Origin of the sequence: Rhodococcus (subgen. Prescottella) equi (genome assembly GCF_003013675.1) — a bacterium.
GTDB classification, from domain to species: Bacteria; Actinomycetota; Actinomycetes; order Mycobacteriales; family Mycobacteriaceae; genus Prescottella; species Prescottella equi.
This window is the reverse complement of record NZ_CP027793.1, coordinates 1497098-1515710: the sequence shown is the minus strand read 5'-3', so window position 1 is coordinate 1515710 and position 18613 is coordinate 1497098. Positions and strand designations below refer to the sequence as shown.

At 68.5% G+C, this 18613-nt stretch carries 19 protein-coding genes and 1 tRNA gene; 7 read left to right on the top strand and 13 right to left on the bottom strand.

The window, feature by feature from the left end; all coding sequences use genetic code 11:
• Positions 1 to 64: 64 nt before the first annotated feature.
• The 3 genes from C7H75_RS07300 to C7H75_RS07290 are packed head-to-tail and all read right to left on the bottom strand — an operon-like array spanning position 65 to position 2883.
• Entirely contained in the window at positions 65 to 1120 is a 1056-nt protein-coding gene (locus tag C7H75_RS07300; RefSeq protein ID WP_013415275.1) for an alpha/beta fold hydrolase, read from the bottom strand.
• Positions 1121 to 1168: 48 nt separating this feature from the next.
• Complete coding sequence (locus C7H75_RS07295; protein WP_106851163.1) at positions 1169 to 1798, bottom strand: FMN reductase; 630 nt, start codon at positions 1796 to 1798, stop codon at positions 1169 to 1171.
• Complete coding sequence (locus C7H75_RS07290) at positions 1795 to 2883, bottom strand: LLM class flavin-dependent oxidoreductase (protein WP_005514668.1); 1089 nt, start codon at positions 2881 to 2883, stop codon at positions 1795 to 1797. Before C7H75_RS07290 ends, C7H75_RS07295 begins: the two co-directional genes overlap by 4 nt.
• A 144-nt stretch (positions 2884 to 3027) precedes the next feature.
• Between C7H75_RS07290 and C7H75_RS07285 the strand changes: the two genes are divergently transcribed.
• Together C7H75_RS07285 and C7H75_RS07280 are read left to right on the top strand one after the other, a co-directional pair.
• Positions 3028 to 4665, top strand: a complete 1638-nt coding sequence (locus C7H75_RS07285) for an acyl-CoA dehydrogenase family protein (RefSeq protein ID WP_064076595.1) — start codon at positions 3028 to 3030, stop codon at positions 4663 to 4665.
• Positions 4666 to 4720: 55 nt separating this feature from the next.
• Complete coding sequence (locus C7H75_RS07280) at positions 4721 to 5059, top strand: GNAT family N-acetyltransferase (protein ID WP_106851162.1); 339 nt, start codon at positions 4721 to 4723, stop codon at positions 5057 to 5059.
• 86 nt (positions 5060 to 5145) lie between these two features.
• On the opposite strand, the gene C7H75_RS07275 is transcribed toward C7H75_RS07280, so the two are convergent.
• Positions 5146 to 5349: a cold-shock protein gene (locus C7H75_RS07275; protein ID WP_013415272.1), complete on the bottom strand. Its 204-nt coding sequence runs from the start codon at positions 5347 to 5349 to the stop codon at positions 5146 to 5148.
• A gap of 160 nt (positions 5350 to 5509) precedes the next feature.
• Positions 5510 to 5950, bottom strand: a complete 441-nt coding sequence (locus C7H75_RS07270) for a hypothetical protein (RefSeq protein WP_106851161.1) — start codon at positions 5948 to 5950, stop codon at positions 5510 to 5512.
• Positions 5951 to 6705: 755 nt separating this feature from the next.
• Here C7H75_RS07270 and C7H75_RS25685 point away from each other — a divergent pair.
• On the top strand, positions 6706 to 6945 hold the full coding sequence (locus C7H75_RS25685; protein WP_159025977.1) for a hypothetical protein: 240 nt from the start codon (positions 6706 to 6708) through the stop codon (positions 6943 to 6945).
• A 47-nt stretch (positions 6946 to 6992) separates the two neighbouring features.
• Here the strand turns inward: C7H75_RS25685 and C7H75_RS07265 are convergent, their stop codons facing one another.
• From C7H75_RS07265 to C7H75_RS07235, 7 genes are all read right to left on the bottom strand, one after another.
• Complete coding sequence (locus C7H75_RS07265) at positions 6993 to 7466, bottom strand: DUF4190 domain-containing protein (protein WP_013415271.1); 474 nt, start codon at positions 7464 to 7466, stop codon at positions 6993 to 6995.
• 281 nt (positions 7467 to 7747) lie between these two features.
• A tRNA-Leu gene (locus C7H75_RS07260) sits at positions 7748 to 7821 on the bottom strand.
• A 77-nt stretch (positions 7822 to 7898) separates the two neighbouring features.
• Entirely contained in the window at positions 7899 to 8855 is a 957-nt protein-coding gene (locus tag C7H75_RS07255; protein ID WP_106851160.1) for a Ppx/GppA phosphatase family protein, read from the bottom strand.
• On the bottom strand, positions 8852 to 9388 hold the full coding sequence (locus C7H75_RS07250) for a DUF501 domain-containing protein (protein WP_106851159.1): 537 nt from the start codon (positions 9386 to 9388) through the stop codon (positions 8852 to 8854). The genes C7H75_RS07255 and C7H75_RS07250 overlap by 4 nt, the downstream gene beginning before the upstream one ends.
• The gene (locus C7H75_RS07245; RefSeq protein WP_064079575.1) at positions 9385 to 10110 is read right to left on the bottom strand and encodes an FtsB family cell division protein; all 726 of its coding nucleotides are present in this window, start codon (positions 10108 to 10110) and stop codon (positions 9385 to 9387) included. The genes C7H75_RS07250 and C7H75_RS07245 overlap by 4 nt, the downstream gene beginning before the upstream one ends.
• 8 nt (positions 10111 to 10118) lie before the next feature.
• Entirely contained in the window at positions 10119 to 11405 is a 1287-nt protein-coding gene (gene eno, locus C7H75_RS07240; RefSeq protein ID WP_013415268.1) for a phosphopyruvate hydratase, read from the bottom strand.
• Between the two features lie 181 nt (positions 11406 to 11586).
• Positions 11587 to 12444, bottom strand: coding sequence for a lytic transglycosylase domain-containing protein (locus C7H75_RS07235; protein ID WP_233281914.1), 858 nt, complete (start codon positions 12442 to 12444; stop codon positions 11587 to 11589).
• Positions 12445 to 12634: 190 nt separating this feature from the next.
• On the opposite strand from C7H75_RS07235, the gene efeU reads away from it, so the two are divergent.
• From efeU to C7H75_RS07215, 4 genes are all read left to right on the top strand, one after another.
• Positions 12635 to 13543: an iron uptake transporter permease EfeU gene (gene efeU, locus C7H75_RS07230; RefSeq protein ID WP_069856122.1), complete on the top strand. Its 909-nt coding sequence runs from the start codon at positions 12635 to 12637 to the stop codon at positions 13541 to 13543.
• Positions 13540 to 14700, top strand: a complete 1161-nt coding sequence (efeO, locus tag C7H75_RS07225; protein WP_106851158.1) for an iron uptake system protein EfeO — start codon at positions 13540 to 13542, stop codon at positions 14698 to 14700. Before efeU ends, efeO begins: the two co-directional genes overlap by 4 nt.
• Before the next feature lie 55 nt (positions 14701 to 14755).
• Complete coding sequence (efeB, locus tag C7H75_RS07220) at positions 14756 to 15997, top strand: iron uptake transporter deferrochelatase/peroxidase subunit (RefSeq protein ID WP_237169127.1); 1242 nt, start codon at positions 14756 to 14758, stop codon at positions 15995 to 15997.
• A 314-nt stretch (positions 15998 to 16311) separates the two neighbouring features.
• The gene (locus tag C7H75_RS07215) at positions 16312 to 17919 is read left to right on the top strand and encodes an ABC-F family ATP-binding cassette domain-containing protein (protein WP_106851157.1); all 1608 of its coding nucleotides are present in this window, start codon (positions 16312 to 16314) and stop codon (positions 17917 to 17919) included.
• Between the two features lie 7 nt (positions 17920 to 17926).
• On the opposite strand, the gene C7H75_RS07210 is transcribed toward C7H75_RS07215, so the two are convergent.
• On the bottom strand, positions 17927 to 18613 hold the full coding sequence (locus C7H75_RS07210; protein ID WP_084844581.1) for a nucleoside triphosphate pyrophosphohydrolase: 687 nt from the start codon (positions 18611 to 18613) through the stop codon (positions 17927 to 17929).

Genomic DNA, 18613 nt, shown 5'->3' with positions numbered 1-18613 from the left:
TGCGGCAATCGGCCCGACGCACACAGGAGTGGACATCGGCGACACCCACTGGCGACGGACTCGGTCAGGCGTCGACGCGCTCGGCTAGGAATGCGTCGATGTGCCGCCACGTGGTCTCTTTCGCACCGGGCCCGGCCAGCAGGCCCAGGTGGCTGCCCGGCGCGGTCTCGAACCGCACCGACGGCGAGCCGGTCAGCACGTCGACGATCGCGGCGACCGAATCGGCCGTCGCGATGACGTCGCCCGTGCCGCCGACCGCGAGCACCGGGACGGCGAGTTCGGAGAGCTTGATCGTCTTGCCGCCCACGGTGATCCGGCCGTCGCGCAAACTGTTTCCGAGCACCAGCTCCTCGGCCGTCTGGTAGAACAGCCGCGCCGGATAGCCGGGCATCTCGGCCATGAACCGGTCGATGGCCTCCATCCGGGCGAGGGTCTCGGTGTCGTGCAGATTGCTCGCGACGAACCACGGTTTGAGCAGTTCCCGTTGCGGAGCGGTGGCCCGGTAGGCGATCTGGACCAGCGGCGCCGGGAGCCCGCCCATCAGGCGCGTCAGCTCGGTCACCGGGCGATGCCCAGTGATGCGGCCCACGGCCTGCGCCACCGCCATGGTCGGAATCCTGGAGTAGTCGATCGGCGTGCCCAGGGCGGTGACCGAGGCGATGGGAAGCTCCGGGTGCGCCGACGCGGTCAGCAACGAGATGGTCCCGCCGAGGCTCCAGCCGACGACATCGACGGGGGCGCCGTCGTGCAGGGCACTCACGCGCCGCAGCGCGGCCGGGACGATGTCGTCGATCCAGTCCTCGAAGCCGAGATTCCGGTCGGCATAGCCGATGGTTCCGTAGTCGACGACGTACGGCGTACGGCCGGTCTGCGCCAGGTGCGCGACGAGGGACTGGCCGGGGCGCAGGTCGTAGCAGTGCATCGGTACCGCCAGCGGCGGCACCAACAGGACCGGCGCCCCGACGCTGCGCACCCCGTAGCGGTGCAGGTCGCGGTGGGGTTCGCGATGCACCAGCACGGACGGCGTCCGCTCCACCGGCGCGACGCCTCCTCCGAACGTCAGCCCCCACGCATTGCGCAGCGACGTGTTCAGCCGCGATCCCCAGCCCGATTCCCGCACGACTCTCCCCTGCCCTGTCGACCTTGTTGCGGGCATCTTACCGGTGAGTCAGTTAGCGCGCTGCCGCGCCAGCAACTCTTCGAACGGCACCGCGTCGGCGAAGGGATCTGCCTGAGCGGTCCGCTCACGCGATGCCATCGCTGTCGCAAGCTCGTCACCCGCTCGTGCAATCCGCCCCGCGAGGGCCTGGTCACCCGAGCCCGCCCAGTCCTCCGAGGCCGCGTAGACCGCCGTGGGGACGACGCCCGCGCGCAGGTACGCGAACATCGGCCGGATCGCGTGCTCGAGCGCGAGCGAGTGCCGCGCGGTGCCGCCGGTCGCACCGATCAACGTCGGCATGCCGTCGAGCGTCCCCTGCTCGAGAACGTCGAAGAACGACTTGTACAGGCCGCTGTAGGACGCGTTGAAGATCGGTGTGACGGCGATGAGGCCGTCGGACGCCGCGACCCGATCGACGACCGATCGCAGGGCGCCACCGGGAAATCCGGTGAGCAGATTGTCGACGAGCGCGTGTGCGTGGTCGCGCAGCTCGACGACCTCGACGTCGGCGTCGACGCCGCGGCCGGTGAGCGCATCCACGGTGGCGGCGGTGAGCCGGTCGGCGAGCAGCCGGCTCGACGACGGCTGCGTCAGGCCCGCCGAGATCACCGTCAGAGCGCGTGTTTTCGTCTCGGTCACGACAGCACCTCCGCCTTCCTGCCGGCCAACAGGCTCGCGTGGGTGGGTGCGTCGGGCACGTGCGCGGGGCGCATCGCATCCATCTCGCGACGGAGCACCGGCACGACTTCCTCACCGAGCAGGTCGAGCTGCTCGAGGACGGTCTTCAGGGGCAGCCCGGCATGATCCACGAGGAACAGCTGACGCTGGTAGTCGCCGAAGCTCTCCCGGAAGGTGAGGGTCTTGTCGATGACCTCCTGCGGGCTGCCCACGGTGAGCGGGGTCTGTTCGGTGAACTCCTCGAGCGACGGGCCGTGGCCGTAGACCGGTGCGTTGTCGAAGTAGGGGCGGAACTCCCGGACGGCGGCCTGCGAGTTCTTCCGCATGAACACCTGCCCACCGAGCCCGACGATCGCCTGGTCGGCGGATCCGTGACCGTAGTGCTCGTAGCGCCGCCGGTAGAGGTTGATCAGCTGGATGAAGTGCTCCTTGGGCCAGAAGATGTTGTTCGCGAAGAAGCCGTCGCCGTAGTACGCGGCCTGCTCGGCGATCTCGGGGCTGCGGATCGACCCGTGCCACACGAACGGCGGGACGTCGTCGAGTGGACGTGGCGTCGACGTGAAGCCCTGCAGCGGAGTCCGGAAGCGCCCCTGCCAGTTCACGACGTCCTCGCGCCACAGCTTGTGCAGCAGCGCGTAGTTCTCGATCGCGAGCGGAATGCCCTCGCGGATGTCCTTACCGAACCACGGATATACCGGCCCGGTGTTGCCACGACCGAGCATGAGGTCGACCCGGCCGTCTGCCAGGTGCTGGAGCATCGCGAAGTCCTCGGCGATCTTCACCGGATCGTTCGTGGTGATGAGCGTGGTGGACGTCGAGAGCGTGATGCGCTCGGTGCGCGCCGCGATGTAGCCGAGCATCGTCGTCGGCGACGACGGCACGAACGGTGGATTGTGGTGCTCACCGGTGGCGAACACGTCGAGGCCGACCTCCTCGGCCTTCTGCGCGAGGGCGACCATCGCCTTGATCCGCTCGGCCTCGGTCGGCGTCCGACCGGTCGTGGGGTCCGCGGTCACGTCACCGACGGTGAAGATTCCGAACTGCATGCCCTACCTCCCAGGTATTTCAACTTTCAACTATATGCCACCAACCCGAGCGCCACGCCGCATATTCCGCGCATGTCCTTGACGTTCCCGCCGAAGCGTCATTGACTGCACTCGAGGATCGCCACCACCACCGCAGGGGGTCGTATGAGGGTCACGCACGAGGTCACCAACCAGGTTCCGCCGCTGATCGACTACGACGCCGCCGACTATCCGCCGATCCTGGAGGCCCTGCAGCGGGAGGGCGCACATCACGCACTCGACGAGATCCATCGCGTCGGGCGTCTCGCGGGCGGCGCCGAGGCGCAGGCGCTCGGCGATCTGGCCGAGGCCCATCCCCCGGTTCTGCGGACCCACGACCGCTACGGCAACCGGATCGACGAAGTCGAGTACGACCCCGCTTACCACCAATTGATGGACACCGCGGTGGAGCTGGGCCTGCACGGCGCCCCGTGGGCGGATCCCCGTCCGCAGGCTCACCTGATCCGCGCCGCCAAGAACGCCGTGTGGGGGCAGGTCGACGCCGGACACGGGTGCCCGATCTCCATGACCTATGCCGTGGTCCCGGCACTGCGACACGATCCGGAACTGGCGCTGCAGTACGAACCGCTGCTCACCGCCAAGGTGTACGACCCCGAGTTGCGCGCCCCGCTCACCAAGCCGGGGCTGATCGCCGGAATGTCGATGACCGAGAAGCAGGGCGGCTCCGACGTCCGGGCCGGCACCACCCGCGCGGTCCCGCAACCGGACGGTTCGTACCTGCTCACCGGGCACAAATGGTTCACGTCGGCGCCGATGTCGGACATCTTCCTGGTCCTCGCACAGGCGCCCGGCGGACTCACGTGCTTCCTGCTCCCGCGGATACTGCCCGACGGCTCACGGAACGCGATGTTCCTGCAGCGCCTCAAGGACAAGCTCGGTAACCACTCCAACGCGAGCAGCGAGGTGGAGTACGACGACGCCGTCGCCTGGCGCGTGGGCGACGAGGGCCGCGGGGTCCGGACCATCATCGAGATGGTCAACATGACGCGTCTCGACTGCACGATCGGCACCGCCACGGGCATGCGCCTGGGTGTCGCGCAGGCCGCCCACCACGCGGCTCACCGCAGCGCGTTCGGTGCCCATCTGATCGACCAGCCGCTCATGCGGAACGTGCTCGCGGACCTCGCCGTCGAATCGGAGGCGTCGACCACCGTCGCGATGTGGCTCGCCGCTCTCACCGACCACGCCGACAACGGCGATCCGCAGGCGTCGATCCTGCGCCGCGTCGCGCTCGCGGTGAGCAAGTACTACGTGTGCAAGCGCGGGCCGGCGCATGCCGCGGAGGCACTGGAGTGCCTGGGCGGCAACGGTTACGTCGAGGAGTCGCGGATGCCGCGGTTGTACCGGGAGGCACCGCTGCTGTCGGTGTGGGAGGGCTCCGGCAACGTCGCGGCGCTCGACGTCCTGCGAGCGATGGCCCGTCAGCCCGAGTCGGTCGAGGCGTTCTTCGACGAACTCGACGCCAGTGCGGGAGGCGACCAGCGACTCGACACGGCGGTCGAGAAGCTGAAGGGCGCGTTCACCGACGTCGCCAGCCTCGAGCATCGCGCTCGAAGTGTGGTGGGCGAGATGGCCCTCGCGCTGCAGGGCGCGTTGCTGGTCCGGTACGGGCATCCGGCGGTCGCCGACGCATTCTGTGCGAGCCGGCTGTCCGGCGAGTGGGGCACCGTGTTCGGAACGCTGCCGACCGGCCTCGATCTGGCGTCGATCATCGATCGCGCGACGCCCAAGGTGGGTTCGTGAGCGGCCCGAACCCGGAACACTCGCACCAGCGCGCCCGCAGCGTCATAGTGGAGTCATGAGTGACCTCGACGCCCAGCCCGAAGTGACCCCGGATCACGACCGCCGCCGCTACGAGATTCGAGTGGGTGACGCGACCGCCGGGTTCACCCAGTTCGTCGACAGCGGTGACCAGCGCATCTTCTTCCACACGGAGATCGGAGAATGTTTCGCCGGGCGCGGTCTCGCCGGAACGCTGATCCGTGCCGCGCTCGACGACACCGTCGCGCACGATAAGCGAATCGTGCCGATCTGCCCGTTCGTTGCGGGTTTCCTCGACAAGCACGACGACTACAAGGGGTTCGTGGACGCCGTCACGCCGGCCGCACAGCAAGCCGTCATCGATTCCCAGCGCTGACCCGCGTCCCCCGACACGACAGGCCCCACTTCCGGTCGGAAGTGGGGCCTGTCGTTCTCACATCGCCCGGTACGGGCGACACGCGATCAGATCGCGGTGATGTTCGTGGCCTGGGGGCCCTTGGCGCCCTGGCCCAGATCGTAGGAAACGCGCTGGTTCTCGTCCAAGCTGCGGAAGCCGCCGCCCTGGATCTCCGAGTAGTGCGCGAACACGTCAGCGCTGCCGTCCTCGGGAGCGATGAAGCCGAAGCCCTTTTCAGCGTTGAACCACTTGACGGTGCCGTTTGCCATTTCTTGCTCCTCTTGCTTGCCGATCACGAATCGCCGATGTTCGAGCGACCCGGGCCGGTACTGCTGAAAGCGATACCCGAAGAGGAGATCCATCCCCCACAACTTAGGGAATTGTGCGCGCAACGAGCGGGCACAAATCACTATGACCACTTTCAGTGAATCACACTCGGGCCGCGAAGTCGACGCGTTTCCGATCACTTTGCTGGGCAACGGCTTTTCCCGCTGCGCTTCGCGCACCGCCGACACAGCGTGCCGTTGTAGCGATGTGGCGCGCGCTTCGGTCGGTTCGACGGTGCACGTGACCGAGCCGACGGATCTCCCGCAGCCAGAAGTGCGCCGCGAGGGTCGTCTGCGCGTCGGCCGCCGAGCCGTCCGAGGAGCCGTCGACAACAGCGACAAGCGATTCCGCGAGCGCGGCGAGCTTGAGGTTGTTCGCCTGCGAATGCCGCAGCAGCTGGTCCGCAGACGCGTCGGCGTCACATCGATAGAGGATTCCCACTATCTCCAGCGCGCGGGCACGGACAGCAGCGGATCGGTTGTGCCGCAATTCGACTCGCGTCGAAGTGTCGACATCCGACGACGGGATGAAGTTGTGGTGCATGGAACTTCCTTCGTGGTCGTCGCGAGACCATCTCTGCGACAACACATATCGGCGCCTTCGCGCCTGTGAATAAGATCGTTCGGTCGAAGTTCGGCTCGACTCGCGAGCACTCGACCGGTGAGTTCGTGAGGAGTCAGGGCTGCGTCGCTGCGGCGGCTCAAGAGCGGTGTCCGAGCTGACACACCGACAAGACGGCGTACCTGACCAGGACAGTCTACGCGATCCCGACACGGAAGGACACCTCTCCAGCCGGAGACTCACGACGACACGTCGCGTGAGCGCCGCGTCAACCATCGAATCCTCCACGACTTCAAAATGATTCGCCCCCGACCCCCAACCGACCACACGTTCGCACCGACACGCATGCGGGATGTGGCATCGGTCTCGATCCCGTGGAATCACCTTTCCTCACGCCGTCGCGGGTACGCCCCGTGCTGGGCGCAATCCGACGAGTCCGCCCCCAGGCGTCACAGGCCGGGCAAACCGACCCTGACGGCTTCTGCCGGCCTGCTGCCCGCGATGGTGGACCTCGCCGTCACCGGAGTACCGACCGAGGGCATCGCCGTCGGCGGACTGTCGGCGCTTGCGGTCGGCGTTGCCGCGGTCACGATCTGAACTTGCTGCGCGAGGCCCTTCTCCGCTCTCGCGCGGATCGATAGCATGGTGAGTGCGCCGCAATGGGCTGCGACGAGGACGCCATCGGCGCTTCGATCGCAACACGGGGAGCGCTGCGGTCCCGCCGAAAGGATCGACCGATGACTCAGGTGCGCGTTCCGCCTTCCCCGTCCACATTCCTCACGCTCGCAAGGGTTCTCGTCGTAGCCACTGTCGCAGCGACCGGACTGGCGATTCCGCCGGCCGCAGCTTCGACCGCCGCCCCGGTCGTCCCGCGCGATCTGCCCACGGTTGCGGCCGCCCAGTCGAGCCCGGACCGCACCGCACCGTGCCGGCGATGGCAGAACCCGAACGCTTACGGGCACTGGCACTGCAGGTGAGTGGGTAGACGCCGCGTGGGCGCCACCCACGCCCTCCCACGGGCGTCTCAGTTGCAGGCGTTCATCTCTTCAGGGGTATCGGCATTGCTGATGCACTCCGAATAGCTGTCCCAGTCGTTGGAAATCTGGTTCAGGTCGTCACCCAGCTGATCCACCGCAGTGAAGACGATGACGATGCCCGCGATACCACCGACCACCGCGAGCGCGCTGAGCACGATGCCCGAGATCGTGACACCCTTGTTGCTCGCCTGCGCCTTGCGCACCCGACTGAGGCCCGCCAAACCCAGGGCGAGGCCGATTACGCCGAGAATCAGCCCGATGAAACCCGTCAACGGCACCAGACAGAACAGCAGGCCCACGATGCCGAGGATCAGCGCCGCCAGGCCCAACCCGTTGCGCTCGGGGTTACCCGGGATCTGGCCGTAGCCCTGCGGCATCGGCTGCTGCGGCATCTGGCCGTAGGCCGGCTGCGCGCCCTGAGGTGCACCCCCACCGGGGTACTGCGGAAACTGCTCTGTCATTGAATCCCCCTCGCTCACAAATCAATTCAGTCCCCACCGCAGCTGGAGGCGGAAATGGGCAGGCGCGAGCGATGGAACTACAGATCCCCACCCGTGAATCCCCCAAGAAAACCGACCAGCCCGGTTGTAGAGCACAAGGTATACCGCACCACCGACACGAACCGAATCGGAACTGCCGATATTCATGAGCGAAGGCGACGAAATGGCGGAAGGTCCCGTCCACCGGAAGCGCGGTGGACGGGATCCCCGATGCCATGTGCCGTCAGACGGCGGGACGGGCGTGCCCCCAGTGGGACTCGAACCCACACTCGGCGGATTTTAAGTCCGCTGCCTCTGCCAATTGGGCTATGGGGGCCCACCACCGGCCCGACTCCGGTGGCCACGACAGTGGAAACCAAGGAACAGTGTAAGCGGCACAAACAGTGAGCTAATTCACGACCCACCCAGTAGGACTGACATTGCAATTCCGTCCAGAATGTCGTGTTCGCTGACGACCAGTTCGTCGATGCCTGCACGCCTCGCGAGTTCGTCGGCGAGCACGGTGGTGACGACGGCGCCGCCACCGATCACGTCGACCCGCCCGGGGTGCATCGGCCCGAGCGCGGCCCGCTCGTCGTGCGTCATGGACACCAGGCGGTTCGCGACGTCGTGCAGCTGCCCGACGCTCAGCCGCGAGAGGTGCACCCGCTCGGCGTCGTACTCGGGCAGATCCTGCGCGACGGCCGACAACGTCGTCATGGTGCCGGCGACGCCGACCCAGGTGCGAGCCTGCTCCACCGGCACGCGTTCGAAGGCCTGAGCGAGGCGCTCGGCCGCGAACGCGCGGGCGGCGTCGACCTGCTCGGTGGTGGGCGGATCGTCGTGCAGGCACCGTTCGGTGACGCGCACGCACCCGACGTCGGCGGAGTACGCGGCGTGGACTCCGGCGTCGTCGCCGAGCACCACCTCGGTGGAACCGCCACCGAGGTCGACGACCACGAACGGACCCTCCGACGCGTCGAGCTCGCCGACGGCGCCGGCGAACGACAGACGCGCCTCCTCGTCGCCGGTGATGACCTCCGCCTCGGCGCCGGGAATCACCGCTCCGAGCACCTCGCGCGTCATGGCGAAGAAGTCGTCGCGATTCGACGCGTCCCGCGTGGCGGACGTCGCGACCATACGCACCGCGGTGGCGCCGGTGTCACGGATGATCTCGGCGTACTCACCGAGCGCCACGCGCGTGCGCTCGATGGCTTCGGGCGCGAACGCTCCCGTGGCGTCGACGCCCTGTCCGAGGCGCACGATCCGCATCAGACGAGTGACGTCGGTGAGACGGCCGTCCTCGCCGGCGTCGGCGACCAGCAGACGAATCGAGTTGGTGCCGCAGTCGATCGCCGCGACCCGGGTCACTCGGCGTCTCCGGAAACTCCCGGGCCCTGGTACTCGGGCCAGTCGGCGGGAATCGCGGTGCCGCGCAGCTTTCCGCGTGCAGCGAGGGCGACGGACTCGTCACCGAGCGGATTTACCCCCGGCCCCTTCGCGAGCGAATGCGCCATGAGAACGTGCAGACACTTCACCCGGTCCGGCATGCCGCCGCCGGTGAAGTCCGTTCCCAGGGAATCGATTTCATTGCGTTCCGCGAGGTAGGACTCGTGTGCGGCACGGTAGGCTGCGGCCAACTCCGGGTCGGTGGCCAGGCGCTCGGTCATCTCGCGCATCACGCCGGCCGACTCCTGCCGGCTGGCCTCTGCGGTCAGACGCGGGTCGGTCAGGTAGTAGAGGGTGGGGAAGGGCGTGCCGTCCGGCAGCCGGGGGGCGGTCTTCACGACGCCGGGCTGGCCGTCCGGGCTGCGGTACGCGATCTCGAGGACGCCCCGTGGGACACGACCCAGCTGGGCCTCCACCGCGTCGAGGTCTTCCTGGGGGACGGACGATTCGCTCACCCGGTGGGTACTCCTGGTTCTTCTGGGGCGGGTGCCGGCACCACGGGGGCCTCCGGCGGTGTCTCTGTTTCGGCCTCGGCGACGGGCGCGGGTTCGGTGAGCCGCTGCCACAGGTCGCTGTGCCAGGCGCCGGTCGACGGCGGCGGCGGGGGCGCGTCCTTCTTCGGCGGCTGCCAGTCCCCGGGCAACTGCACCTTGTAGGGCGTCTCACCGGGGCGGACCAGGCCGAGTCGCTCGCGGCCCTGCGTGGCGATCCACGCGGGATCCTCGATCTGTTCCTTCTGTCGGCGCAGCTGGTCCAGTTGCTGTTCGAGCGCCACCTGCTCGGAGGCGAGCCGATCGGCCTCCGCACGCTGCGTGAGATACGTGCGCAACGGCATCGCGAGCGTGAGCGCGAGAGCGCAGATCACGACGCCGAGGATGACGGCGCGGCCGGTCGACAGACCGAAGAAGGTGCGCTCGGGCTGCGCCTGCGCCGACCGGCGTCCCGCGCCCGCCCGCCTGGAGCGGACACGGGAGCCGGTGGCGTGCGAAGGTCCGGCCGCGTCGCCGCCCGCATCGAGTGGGCTCGACGCGTCGGGGGCGACACGTCCGGTCGCGGTAGTGGTGCCGACCCGGTTGCGGCGGGGCCTACGAGAGCCCTGCCCGGTCCCGGCACCGTGGCGCTCGGGGCGTCCTCCCGGGGAGGGACGACCCGACCGCGACCTACCGCGCTGACTCATCGGCGTGCTTACGCCTCGAAGGCGAAGCGCGGGAACGCCAGCTCGCCGGCGTAGCGGGCGGCGTCGCCCAGGCTCTCCTCGATGCGGAGCAGCTGGTTGTACTTCGCGACGCGCTCGCTGCGGGCGGGGGCACCGGTCTTGATCTGGCCGCTGCCGACCGCAACGGCCAGATCGGCGATCGTGGTGTCCTCGGTCTCACCGGAACGGTGGCTCATCATCGTCTTGTAGCCGCTGCGGTGGGCCAGGTCGACGGCATCCAGCGTCTCGGTGAGCGTGCCGATCTGGTTGACCTTCACCAGGAGTGCGTTCGCGGCGCCCTTGGCGATGCCCTCCTCGAGGCGCTCCGGGTTGGTGACGAACAGGTCGTCGCCCACGAGCTGGATCTTGTTGCCGATCTGCTCGGTCAGCGCCACCCAGCCGGCCCAGTCGTCCTCGCTCAGCGGATCCTCGATCGAGACCAGCGGGAACTGCGTCAGCAGCTCGGCGTAGAACGCGCCCATCTCCTCGGCGGTACGGATCTTGCCCTCGAACTTGTAGCCGGTGCCGTCGGTGTAGAACTCGGTGGCGGCGACGTCGAGTGCGAGTGCGATGTCGGTACCCAGCTTCAGGCCGGTCTTGGCGACGGCCTCGCTGATCAGGTCCAGCGCTTCCTTGGTCCCCGCGACGTCGGGAGCGAAGCCACCCTCGTCACCGAGGCCGGTGGACAGGCCCTTGGCCTTGAGCACCGACTTGAGCGAGTGGTACACCTCGGCACCCCAGCGCAGCGACTCCTTGAAGGTCGGCGCACCGATCGGCGCGACCATGAACTCCTGGACGTCGACGCCGGTGTCGGCGTGCGCGCCACCGTTGAGGATGTTCATCATCGGGACCGGCAGCACGTGGGCGTTGGGGCCACCGACGTAACGGAACAGCTCCAGGCCGGAGGACTCTGCACCGGCGCGGGCCACGGCGAGCGACGCGCCGAGAAGCGCGTTGGCGCCCAGGCGGGACTTGTCGGGGGTTCCGTCGGCGTCCAGCAGAGCCTGGTCGACGGTGCGCTGCTCGGTGGCGTCCAGGCCGATGATGGCCGGTGCGATCTCACCGAGGACGGATTCGACGGCCTTCTGGACACCCTTGCCCAGGTAACGGTCGCCGCCGTCACGCAGTTCGACGGCCTCGTGCTCACCGGTGGACGCGCCGGAGGGAACGGCGGCCCGGGCGAAGCTACCGTCCTCGAGCAGCACCTCGACCTCAACCGTGGGGTTGCCACGGGAATCGAGGATCTCGCGAGCTCCGACCTGCTCAATGATGGCCACGAATGGTTCTCCTTCGGCGGCTTCGTACGGCTGCTGCGGACAGCGGATCGAGCCGGTCCGGGCAGCAGCAACTGGGTTGTCTACGGGCAAGCGACCACGCTGAGTCGCCGGATGCATAGTGCCAGGTCTGAGCCTAGCGGGAGTAACCGACTCCCGCCTCCAGGCACGCCCGTCGCGCAGGTCACCTCCGCACTCCCACCGAGTACGCAGCCGCGCGGTCGCGGACGTCGCGCAGATACTCCCCCGACAGGTTGTAGGCCATGAGGGCGGCGGTCCACCCGTCCGCAGTGGTGAGGTCGCCACCGCGCGCACACAGGTACCGCGCTGCGGTGAGGGCTGCGTCGTCGATGTTGTCGGGGTCGACCACACCGTCACCGTTGGCGTCGACGCCCCAGCGCGCCCACGTCTCCGGGATGAACTGGAGCGGACCCATGGCACGGTCGTGGGTGGCGTCGCCGTCCATCGCGCCGCCGTCGGTATCGGGGATCTCGGCGACTCCGGGCGAGCCGTCGAGCGGGATACCTCGAATCGGCGGGCTCACCTGCCCGTCCTCGCCGACGCTCGAGCCGCGATACGTGCCGTGCTTGCTCTCGACGGCCGCGATCCCCGCGAGTGTCGTCCATCCGATGCCACAGTCGGGCTTGGTCGCGGCCATCACTGCGGCCGCGTACCCGTAGGCCTCGAGCGCGGTAGGCGAGATTGCCAGCGCGTCCGACAGGGATGCCGCCCACTCCCCCAGTCCGGCCGCAGTCCGACCGGGCCCGTTGATGTCGATCGGCGGCGTCGGCGCACCCGGTCCCGGCGGGACGCCCTCCGGGATCTCGATGCGGGGCTTGCGCTGGTCCAGCTCGTCCAACCCGACCGCGAGGACCACCACCGCGACGCCCACGAGGACGGACGACGCCACGACCAGGAACGTGCGCAGCGGACGCCGGCGCTTGGGTGGCGGGTACGTCGGCGCGGGTGATCCGTAGGACCGCCCCGTAGCGGCCCTCGGCGCGGTTGCGCGGGTTGCGGCTTCTCTCGTCACGGCATCCATCATCCAGAACCGCGCGGTCGCGACGTCGGGCGAATCGGGACCAAAGCCCCATTCCAGACAAAAAGCACCAGGTCAGGGGTGGTTTTTGTCCAATGTCGGGGGCTGCTACTTTCGGCGTGGTCCTTCGAGGTTCGGCTTGCCTTGCCTTGCCTTCCGTTCGCGCCGTCCCGACCCGTAGCAGGAGCCCAGAGTGTCAGTCCTCGCCGCCGGTGCCGCCGCGCCGTCCATCGCGACCCAGCTGTTCGGCAGTGGCCTGATCGGGGTGCGCGAGGGACTCGAGACCGGCATCGTCGTGATGATCCTGGTCGCCTTCCTGGTGAAGTCCGAGCGCCGCGACGCCCTCGGATGGGTATGGGTCGGCGTCGGCGCCGCCGTCGCGATGGTCGTCGCAATCTTCGTCGGCATCCACTTCGGCACCTCCACCGTCACCGGCACGGCCGCCGAACTCATCAGCGGCCTGGCGTCGCTCGTCGCGGTCGCGATCGTCACCGCGATGGTCCTGTGGATGCGCACCGCCGCGGCGTCGATGTCGGGGCACCTGCGCGCCGGGCTGGACCGGGCGCTCGCCGTCGGCCCGGTCGCCGTCGCGACGATGGCCTTCTTCGCCGTCGGCCGCGAGGGCGTCGAGACCGCTCTCCTCCTCGTCGGCTACGCCGAGAACGCGGCCGGAAGCTCGTGGCCGCTCGTCGGACTGCTGCTCGGCATCGCGGTCGCGGCCGCCCTGACCGTGCTGCTGTACGTCGGCGCGGTCCGCATCGACTTCGCCCGCTTCTTCCGCTACACCGGCGCGTTCCTCGTCGTCGTCGCGGCCGGCATCCTCGCGTACGGCGTGCGCGCACTGCAGATCGCCGGGTGGCTGCCCGGCGGATCGACGCTCGCGTTCGACATCTCGTCCGTGTTCGACACGTCCAGCTGGTACGGCACGGTCCTGCAGGGCATCTTCAACTTCCGCCCCGATCCCACCGTTCTCCAGGTGATCGCGTGGGTGGCGTACCTCGCGATCGTGATGCCGCTCTTCCTCCGCCCGGTGAAGCCGAAAGCCGCAGCACCGCAGGCCGCTCCGGGACCGACCGACTCCGAACTCAACGCTTCCCGATGACCGTCACCCGAAAGGTTCCGCTCGTGCGTCGTACCACCTCCGCGCTCGCCCTGCTCGCGATCGCCCCCCTCGCCCTCGCGGCGTGCACGTCCAAGTCGACCGCGGACGCCGAGGCGATCACGGTGACCGCCACCGACTCCACCTGTGACATCTCGGGCAACTCGGCGGAGACCGGCAACACCACGTTCTCCATCACCAACAACGGTTCCAAGGTCACCGAGTTCTACGTCTTCGGCGCCGGCGATCGAGTGATGGGCGAGGTCGAGAACGTCGGCCCCGGTCTGACCCGCCAGCTCATCGTCAACCTCGCCGAGGCCGGGACCTACCACACCGCGTGCAAGCCGGGCATGGTCGGCAACGGCATCCGATCCGAATTCGTCGTCACGGGCGACTCCGTCGCCGCGACCGACCAGGACGGCCGCCTCACCGAGGCCGCCGACGGCTACAAGCGTTACGTCGACAGCCAGCTCACCGCGCTGCAGGAGACGGTCACCGCGTTCGTGGCGTCGCTCAAGGCCGGCGACCTGGCCGCCGCGAAGGCCCAGTACCCGCTGACCCGTACGTACTACGAGCGCATCGAGCCCATCGCCGAGAGCTTCCCCGACGACCTCGATCCGCGCATCGACCTGCGCGAGGTCGACGTCGAGCCCGGTTGGAACTGGACCGGCTTCCACCGCCTCGAGAAGGACCTGTGGGTCCAGGGCCTGCAGCCCGACACCAACGCGATCGCCGACCAACTCGTCGCCGACATCCAGGAGCTCGCCGACGGTGTCGCGGCTCCCGACTTCGTCGTCGACCCGATCCAGGTGGCCGGCGGCGCCCAGACACTGCTCGACGAGATCGCCCGCACCAAGATCACCGGCGAGGAGGACATCTTCTCGCACACCGACCTGTACGACTTCCAGGCCAACGCCGACGGTTCGCAGGCCGCGATCGCGTCGCTGCGTCCGATCCTCGACGACCGCAACCCGGAACTCGCCGCCCGCATCGACCAGCGTTTCGCAGACCTCGATGCCGAACTCGCACAGTTCCGCCAGGGCGACGGATTCGTCTCCTACGAGACGGTGACCGAGCCGCAGCGTCAGGCGCTGTCCCAGAAGATCGATGCGTTGTCCGCCGAAGTGAGCCAGGTGCAGGGTGTCGTCGCAGGACAGTAACTCCCGGAACGACAACCAGTCGGACGACACCCGCCGGGCCGAATCGCGTCCAGGACTGTCCCGCCGGCGTCTCTTCGGCGCCGTCGGGGCCGGCGCGGTCCTCGCCGGCGCGGGTGCGGCGGTGGGCCGCCTGTCGGCCCCCGAGGCCGCGGCATCGACCTCCGAAGTGGTGCCCTTCCGGGGTATCCATCAGGCCGGAATCGTCACGGCCGCACAGGATCGCATGCACTTCGTCGCGTTCGACGTCATCACCGACTCGCGTGACGAACTGGTGGCGATGTTGAAGAAGTGGACCGAGATGGCCGCGCGGATGACCGCCGGCGAGGAGGCCGCCGCGGACGGTGCCGTCGGCGCCGGCGAATACAACCCGCCCACCGATACCGGTGAGGCACTGGACCTGCACGCCTCGAAGCTCACGCTCACGATCGGGTTCGGACCGTCTCTGTTCGACGCGAACGGTAAGGACCGATTCGGGATCGCGGACAGGAAGCCGGCGGCGCTCGCCGACCTGCCCAAGTTCACCGGAGACGCGCTCGAGCCGGCCCGCTCCGGCGGCGACATCGCGATCCAGGCCTGCGCCGACGACCCGCAGGTGGCGGTGCACGCGGTGCGCAACCTGGCCCGCGTCGGCTTCGGTGTGGTGGCGGTGCGGTGGTCGCAGCTCGGATTCGGGCGCACGTCCTCGACGTCGACGACCCAGGCGACGCCTCGAAACCTGTTCGGGTTCAAGGACGGAACACGGAACATCAAGGCCGAGGACCCCGCGGCGCTGTCGGAGTTCGTGTGGGTGGATCCGCAGGACGACCAGGCATGGATGGCGGGTGGCTCGTACCTGGTGGCCCGCCGCATCCGGATGCTGATCGAGCCGTGGGACCGCACCACGCTGCACGAACAGGAGCGGGTGTTCGGCCGGACCAAGGGCACCGGCGCACCGCTGGGCCGCAAGGACGAGTTCGACGATCTGCAGCTGGGCGCCAAGGGCGCCGGCGGGAAGCTCGTGATCGACAAGGACGCACACGTTCGGCTCGCGTCGGCCGAGGAGTTGAACGGCATCCAGATCCTGCGCCGCGGCTACAACTTCACCGACGGCACAGACGGTTTCGGCCATCTCGACGCCGGCCTGTTCTTCATCGCGTACTGCCGCGACCCGCAGAAGCAGTTCGTGCCGATGCAACAGAACCTCGCCCGCAACGACGCACTGAACGAGTACATCAAGCACGTCGGCTCCGCCGTGTTCGCGGTGCCGCCGGGTGTCGGTGACGGCGACTACTGGGGATCGACGCTGTTCGAGGCGTGACGCGCAACGCACGACTGATACAACGCACGACTGATAGAGTGCCGGCCATGGACATCGAGGTCGACAGAATCTAGCCACCGGACTGCCGGTGGCGTAGCCGCTCCGGCGCGGACCGCGCCCAGGCTGACGACCCATGCCCATTCCAGGGCGCCCATCCCCGGCACTTCCGGCTCGCGCCGATCACGTTCTCCCGTGTGCGCAGCGATGTCGACCTACTCGTGCGACGCATGCTCGCCCCTCCGGGCGACCCCTCGTGATCGGTCGTTCCCTCAGCCCCGCTGATCAGCAACCTTTCACGAAAGAGACGGCAACACATGAGTGCCTCCGCAATCACTTTGAGAGACATCACCTTCGAATGGCCCGACGGCACCGTCGCGCTCGACCGCGTCAGCGGCACCTTCACCACGGGCCGCACCGGACTCGTCGGTCGGAACGGAGCCGGCAAGTCCACCCTGCTCCGACTGATCGCAGGACTGCTACGGCCCTCGTCGGGGCGTATCGACACGGTCGGCGAGGTGGGCTATCTACCGCAGACGCTGACCGCCCGAAAGGACTCGACCGTCGCCGAACTCCTGGGCATCGACAGGATCGTCGAAGCCCTCCGGGCCATCGAGTCCGGAGACCCCGATCCGCGCCACTTCGACACCGTCGCCGACGACTGGGACATCGAGGCGCGCGCCGACGAGTCGCTGCACGAGATCGGGTTCACCACAGTCGATCTCGATCGCCGAGTCGACACGCTCTCCGGAGGTGAGGCCATGCTCATCGCCATTACCGGCCTCCGAATCCGGCGCACCCCGGTCACCCTGCTCGACGAGCCGACCAACAACCTCGACCGGCCCACGCGCGCACGTCTCGCGCAGATGATCGACAACTGGACCGGAACACTCGTCGTCGTCAGCCACGACCTGGAACTGCTCGAACACATGGACGCCACCGCAGAGTTGTACGACAGCCGGATCGAGGTGTTCGGCGGTCCGTACAGCGCGTGGAAGGAGCATCGTGAACAGGAGCAGGCGGCCGCCGTGCAGGCCGCGCGCTCCGCCGACCAGGCGCTCAAGGTCGAGAAGCGCCAGAGGATCGAAGCCGAGACGAAGCTGGCCCGTCGCGAACGGACGGCGAAGAAGACCCAGAAGGACGGCGGTATCCCGAAGATCCTCGCCGGAAATCGCGCGAGCAAGGCGCAGGCTTCCGCGGGGGCGATGCGCGGGACGCTCGACGACAAGGTCGAGAGCGCCAAGGCCGCGGCCGATGCGGCCGCCAGACGGGTTCGGGAAGACGAGCACATCCATCTCACGCTGCCCGACCCGGATGTGCCACGGAGTCGACGCATCGCCGAGTTCCATGACGGCGAACGCACCATCGTCGTGCAGGGCCCGGAGAGAATCGCGCTCGTGGGCCCCAACGGGGCCGGCAAGTCCACGCTTCTCGACCATCTCCTCCGGGGCACCGAGGGCGACCCGGGCCGAGTGCGCGGCGCGTTGCTCACCGAGCGGGTCGGCTATCTGCCACAGCGACTCGACAACCTCGACGAGACGCGGAGCGCACTCGAGAACGTGCAGGACGTCGCAACCGGAACCTCGTCCGGCACGATCCGGAACCAACTCGCCCGTCTCTTGATCCGCGGCAGCGCGCCCGATCGCCCGGTCGCGACGTTGTCCGGCGGTGAACGCTTCCGAGTCTCACTCGCCAAACTGCTACTGGCTGAGCCACCCGCACAATTGTTGATCCTCGACGAGCCGACGAACAACCTCGACATCACCAGCGTCGAGCAACTCGCCGAGGCGCTCGACAGCTACCGCGGCGCGATGATCGTCGTCAGCCACGACTACGAGTTCCTCGGCAAGATCGGGGTGGACGTCACGATCGAACTCGACGCGCACGGCCGAATCACGGTTCATCACAACGGTTTCCCGGAATGATCCAGGGTCAACTACTCCAGTAGGTCCGCCACGCGTCACCGTCGAGTCCGCCCCATGCGACCCCGTCCGCGTGCGCGGCGGACTCGGCGGCGCGGATCCGGGCGACGAACCGCAGTGTCGCCTTGCGCAGTTCGTCCTCGGCGCTGGTGTCGCCGCCCAGCCGCACCACCCACAGTTCGTCGGGCACCAACTCGTCCGGCAGTCCCGCCTTGCGTGCCCGCGAGATCACCTTCTCGGCGAGCGCCAGGGCGGGCTGCTGCAACGCGATGCCGTCGATGCAGGATTCGCGGGCCTTCTCGGCCGCCTTGCGGGCCTCCCACGCGCGTTCCTGCTCGGCGATGTCCACCGGGCCCGCGAGGTCGTCCGCGAGGTGGGGGCTGCGGTGAGCCAGCTTGGTCACGAGTGTGGCAGCCACGTCGTCGACCGTGAACTCGCCGGCGGCCTCCGCGATCCGGGAGTGGAACAGGACCTGCAGCAACAGGTCTCCGAGTTCCTCCCGGATCGCGACGGGATCGCCGGACTGGATCGCGTCGAGCAGTTCGTACGTCTCCTCGAGCAGATAGGGACGCAGCGAGTCGTGGGTCTGCGTCACCTCCCAGCCCCCGAAGCCCCACAGCTTGTCCATCACCAGGGCGGCCTCGACCACGGCATCGCCCGTGCGCCACTCGTCCTGGCGCTCGTCACCGGCAGTCAT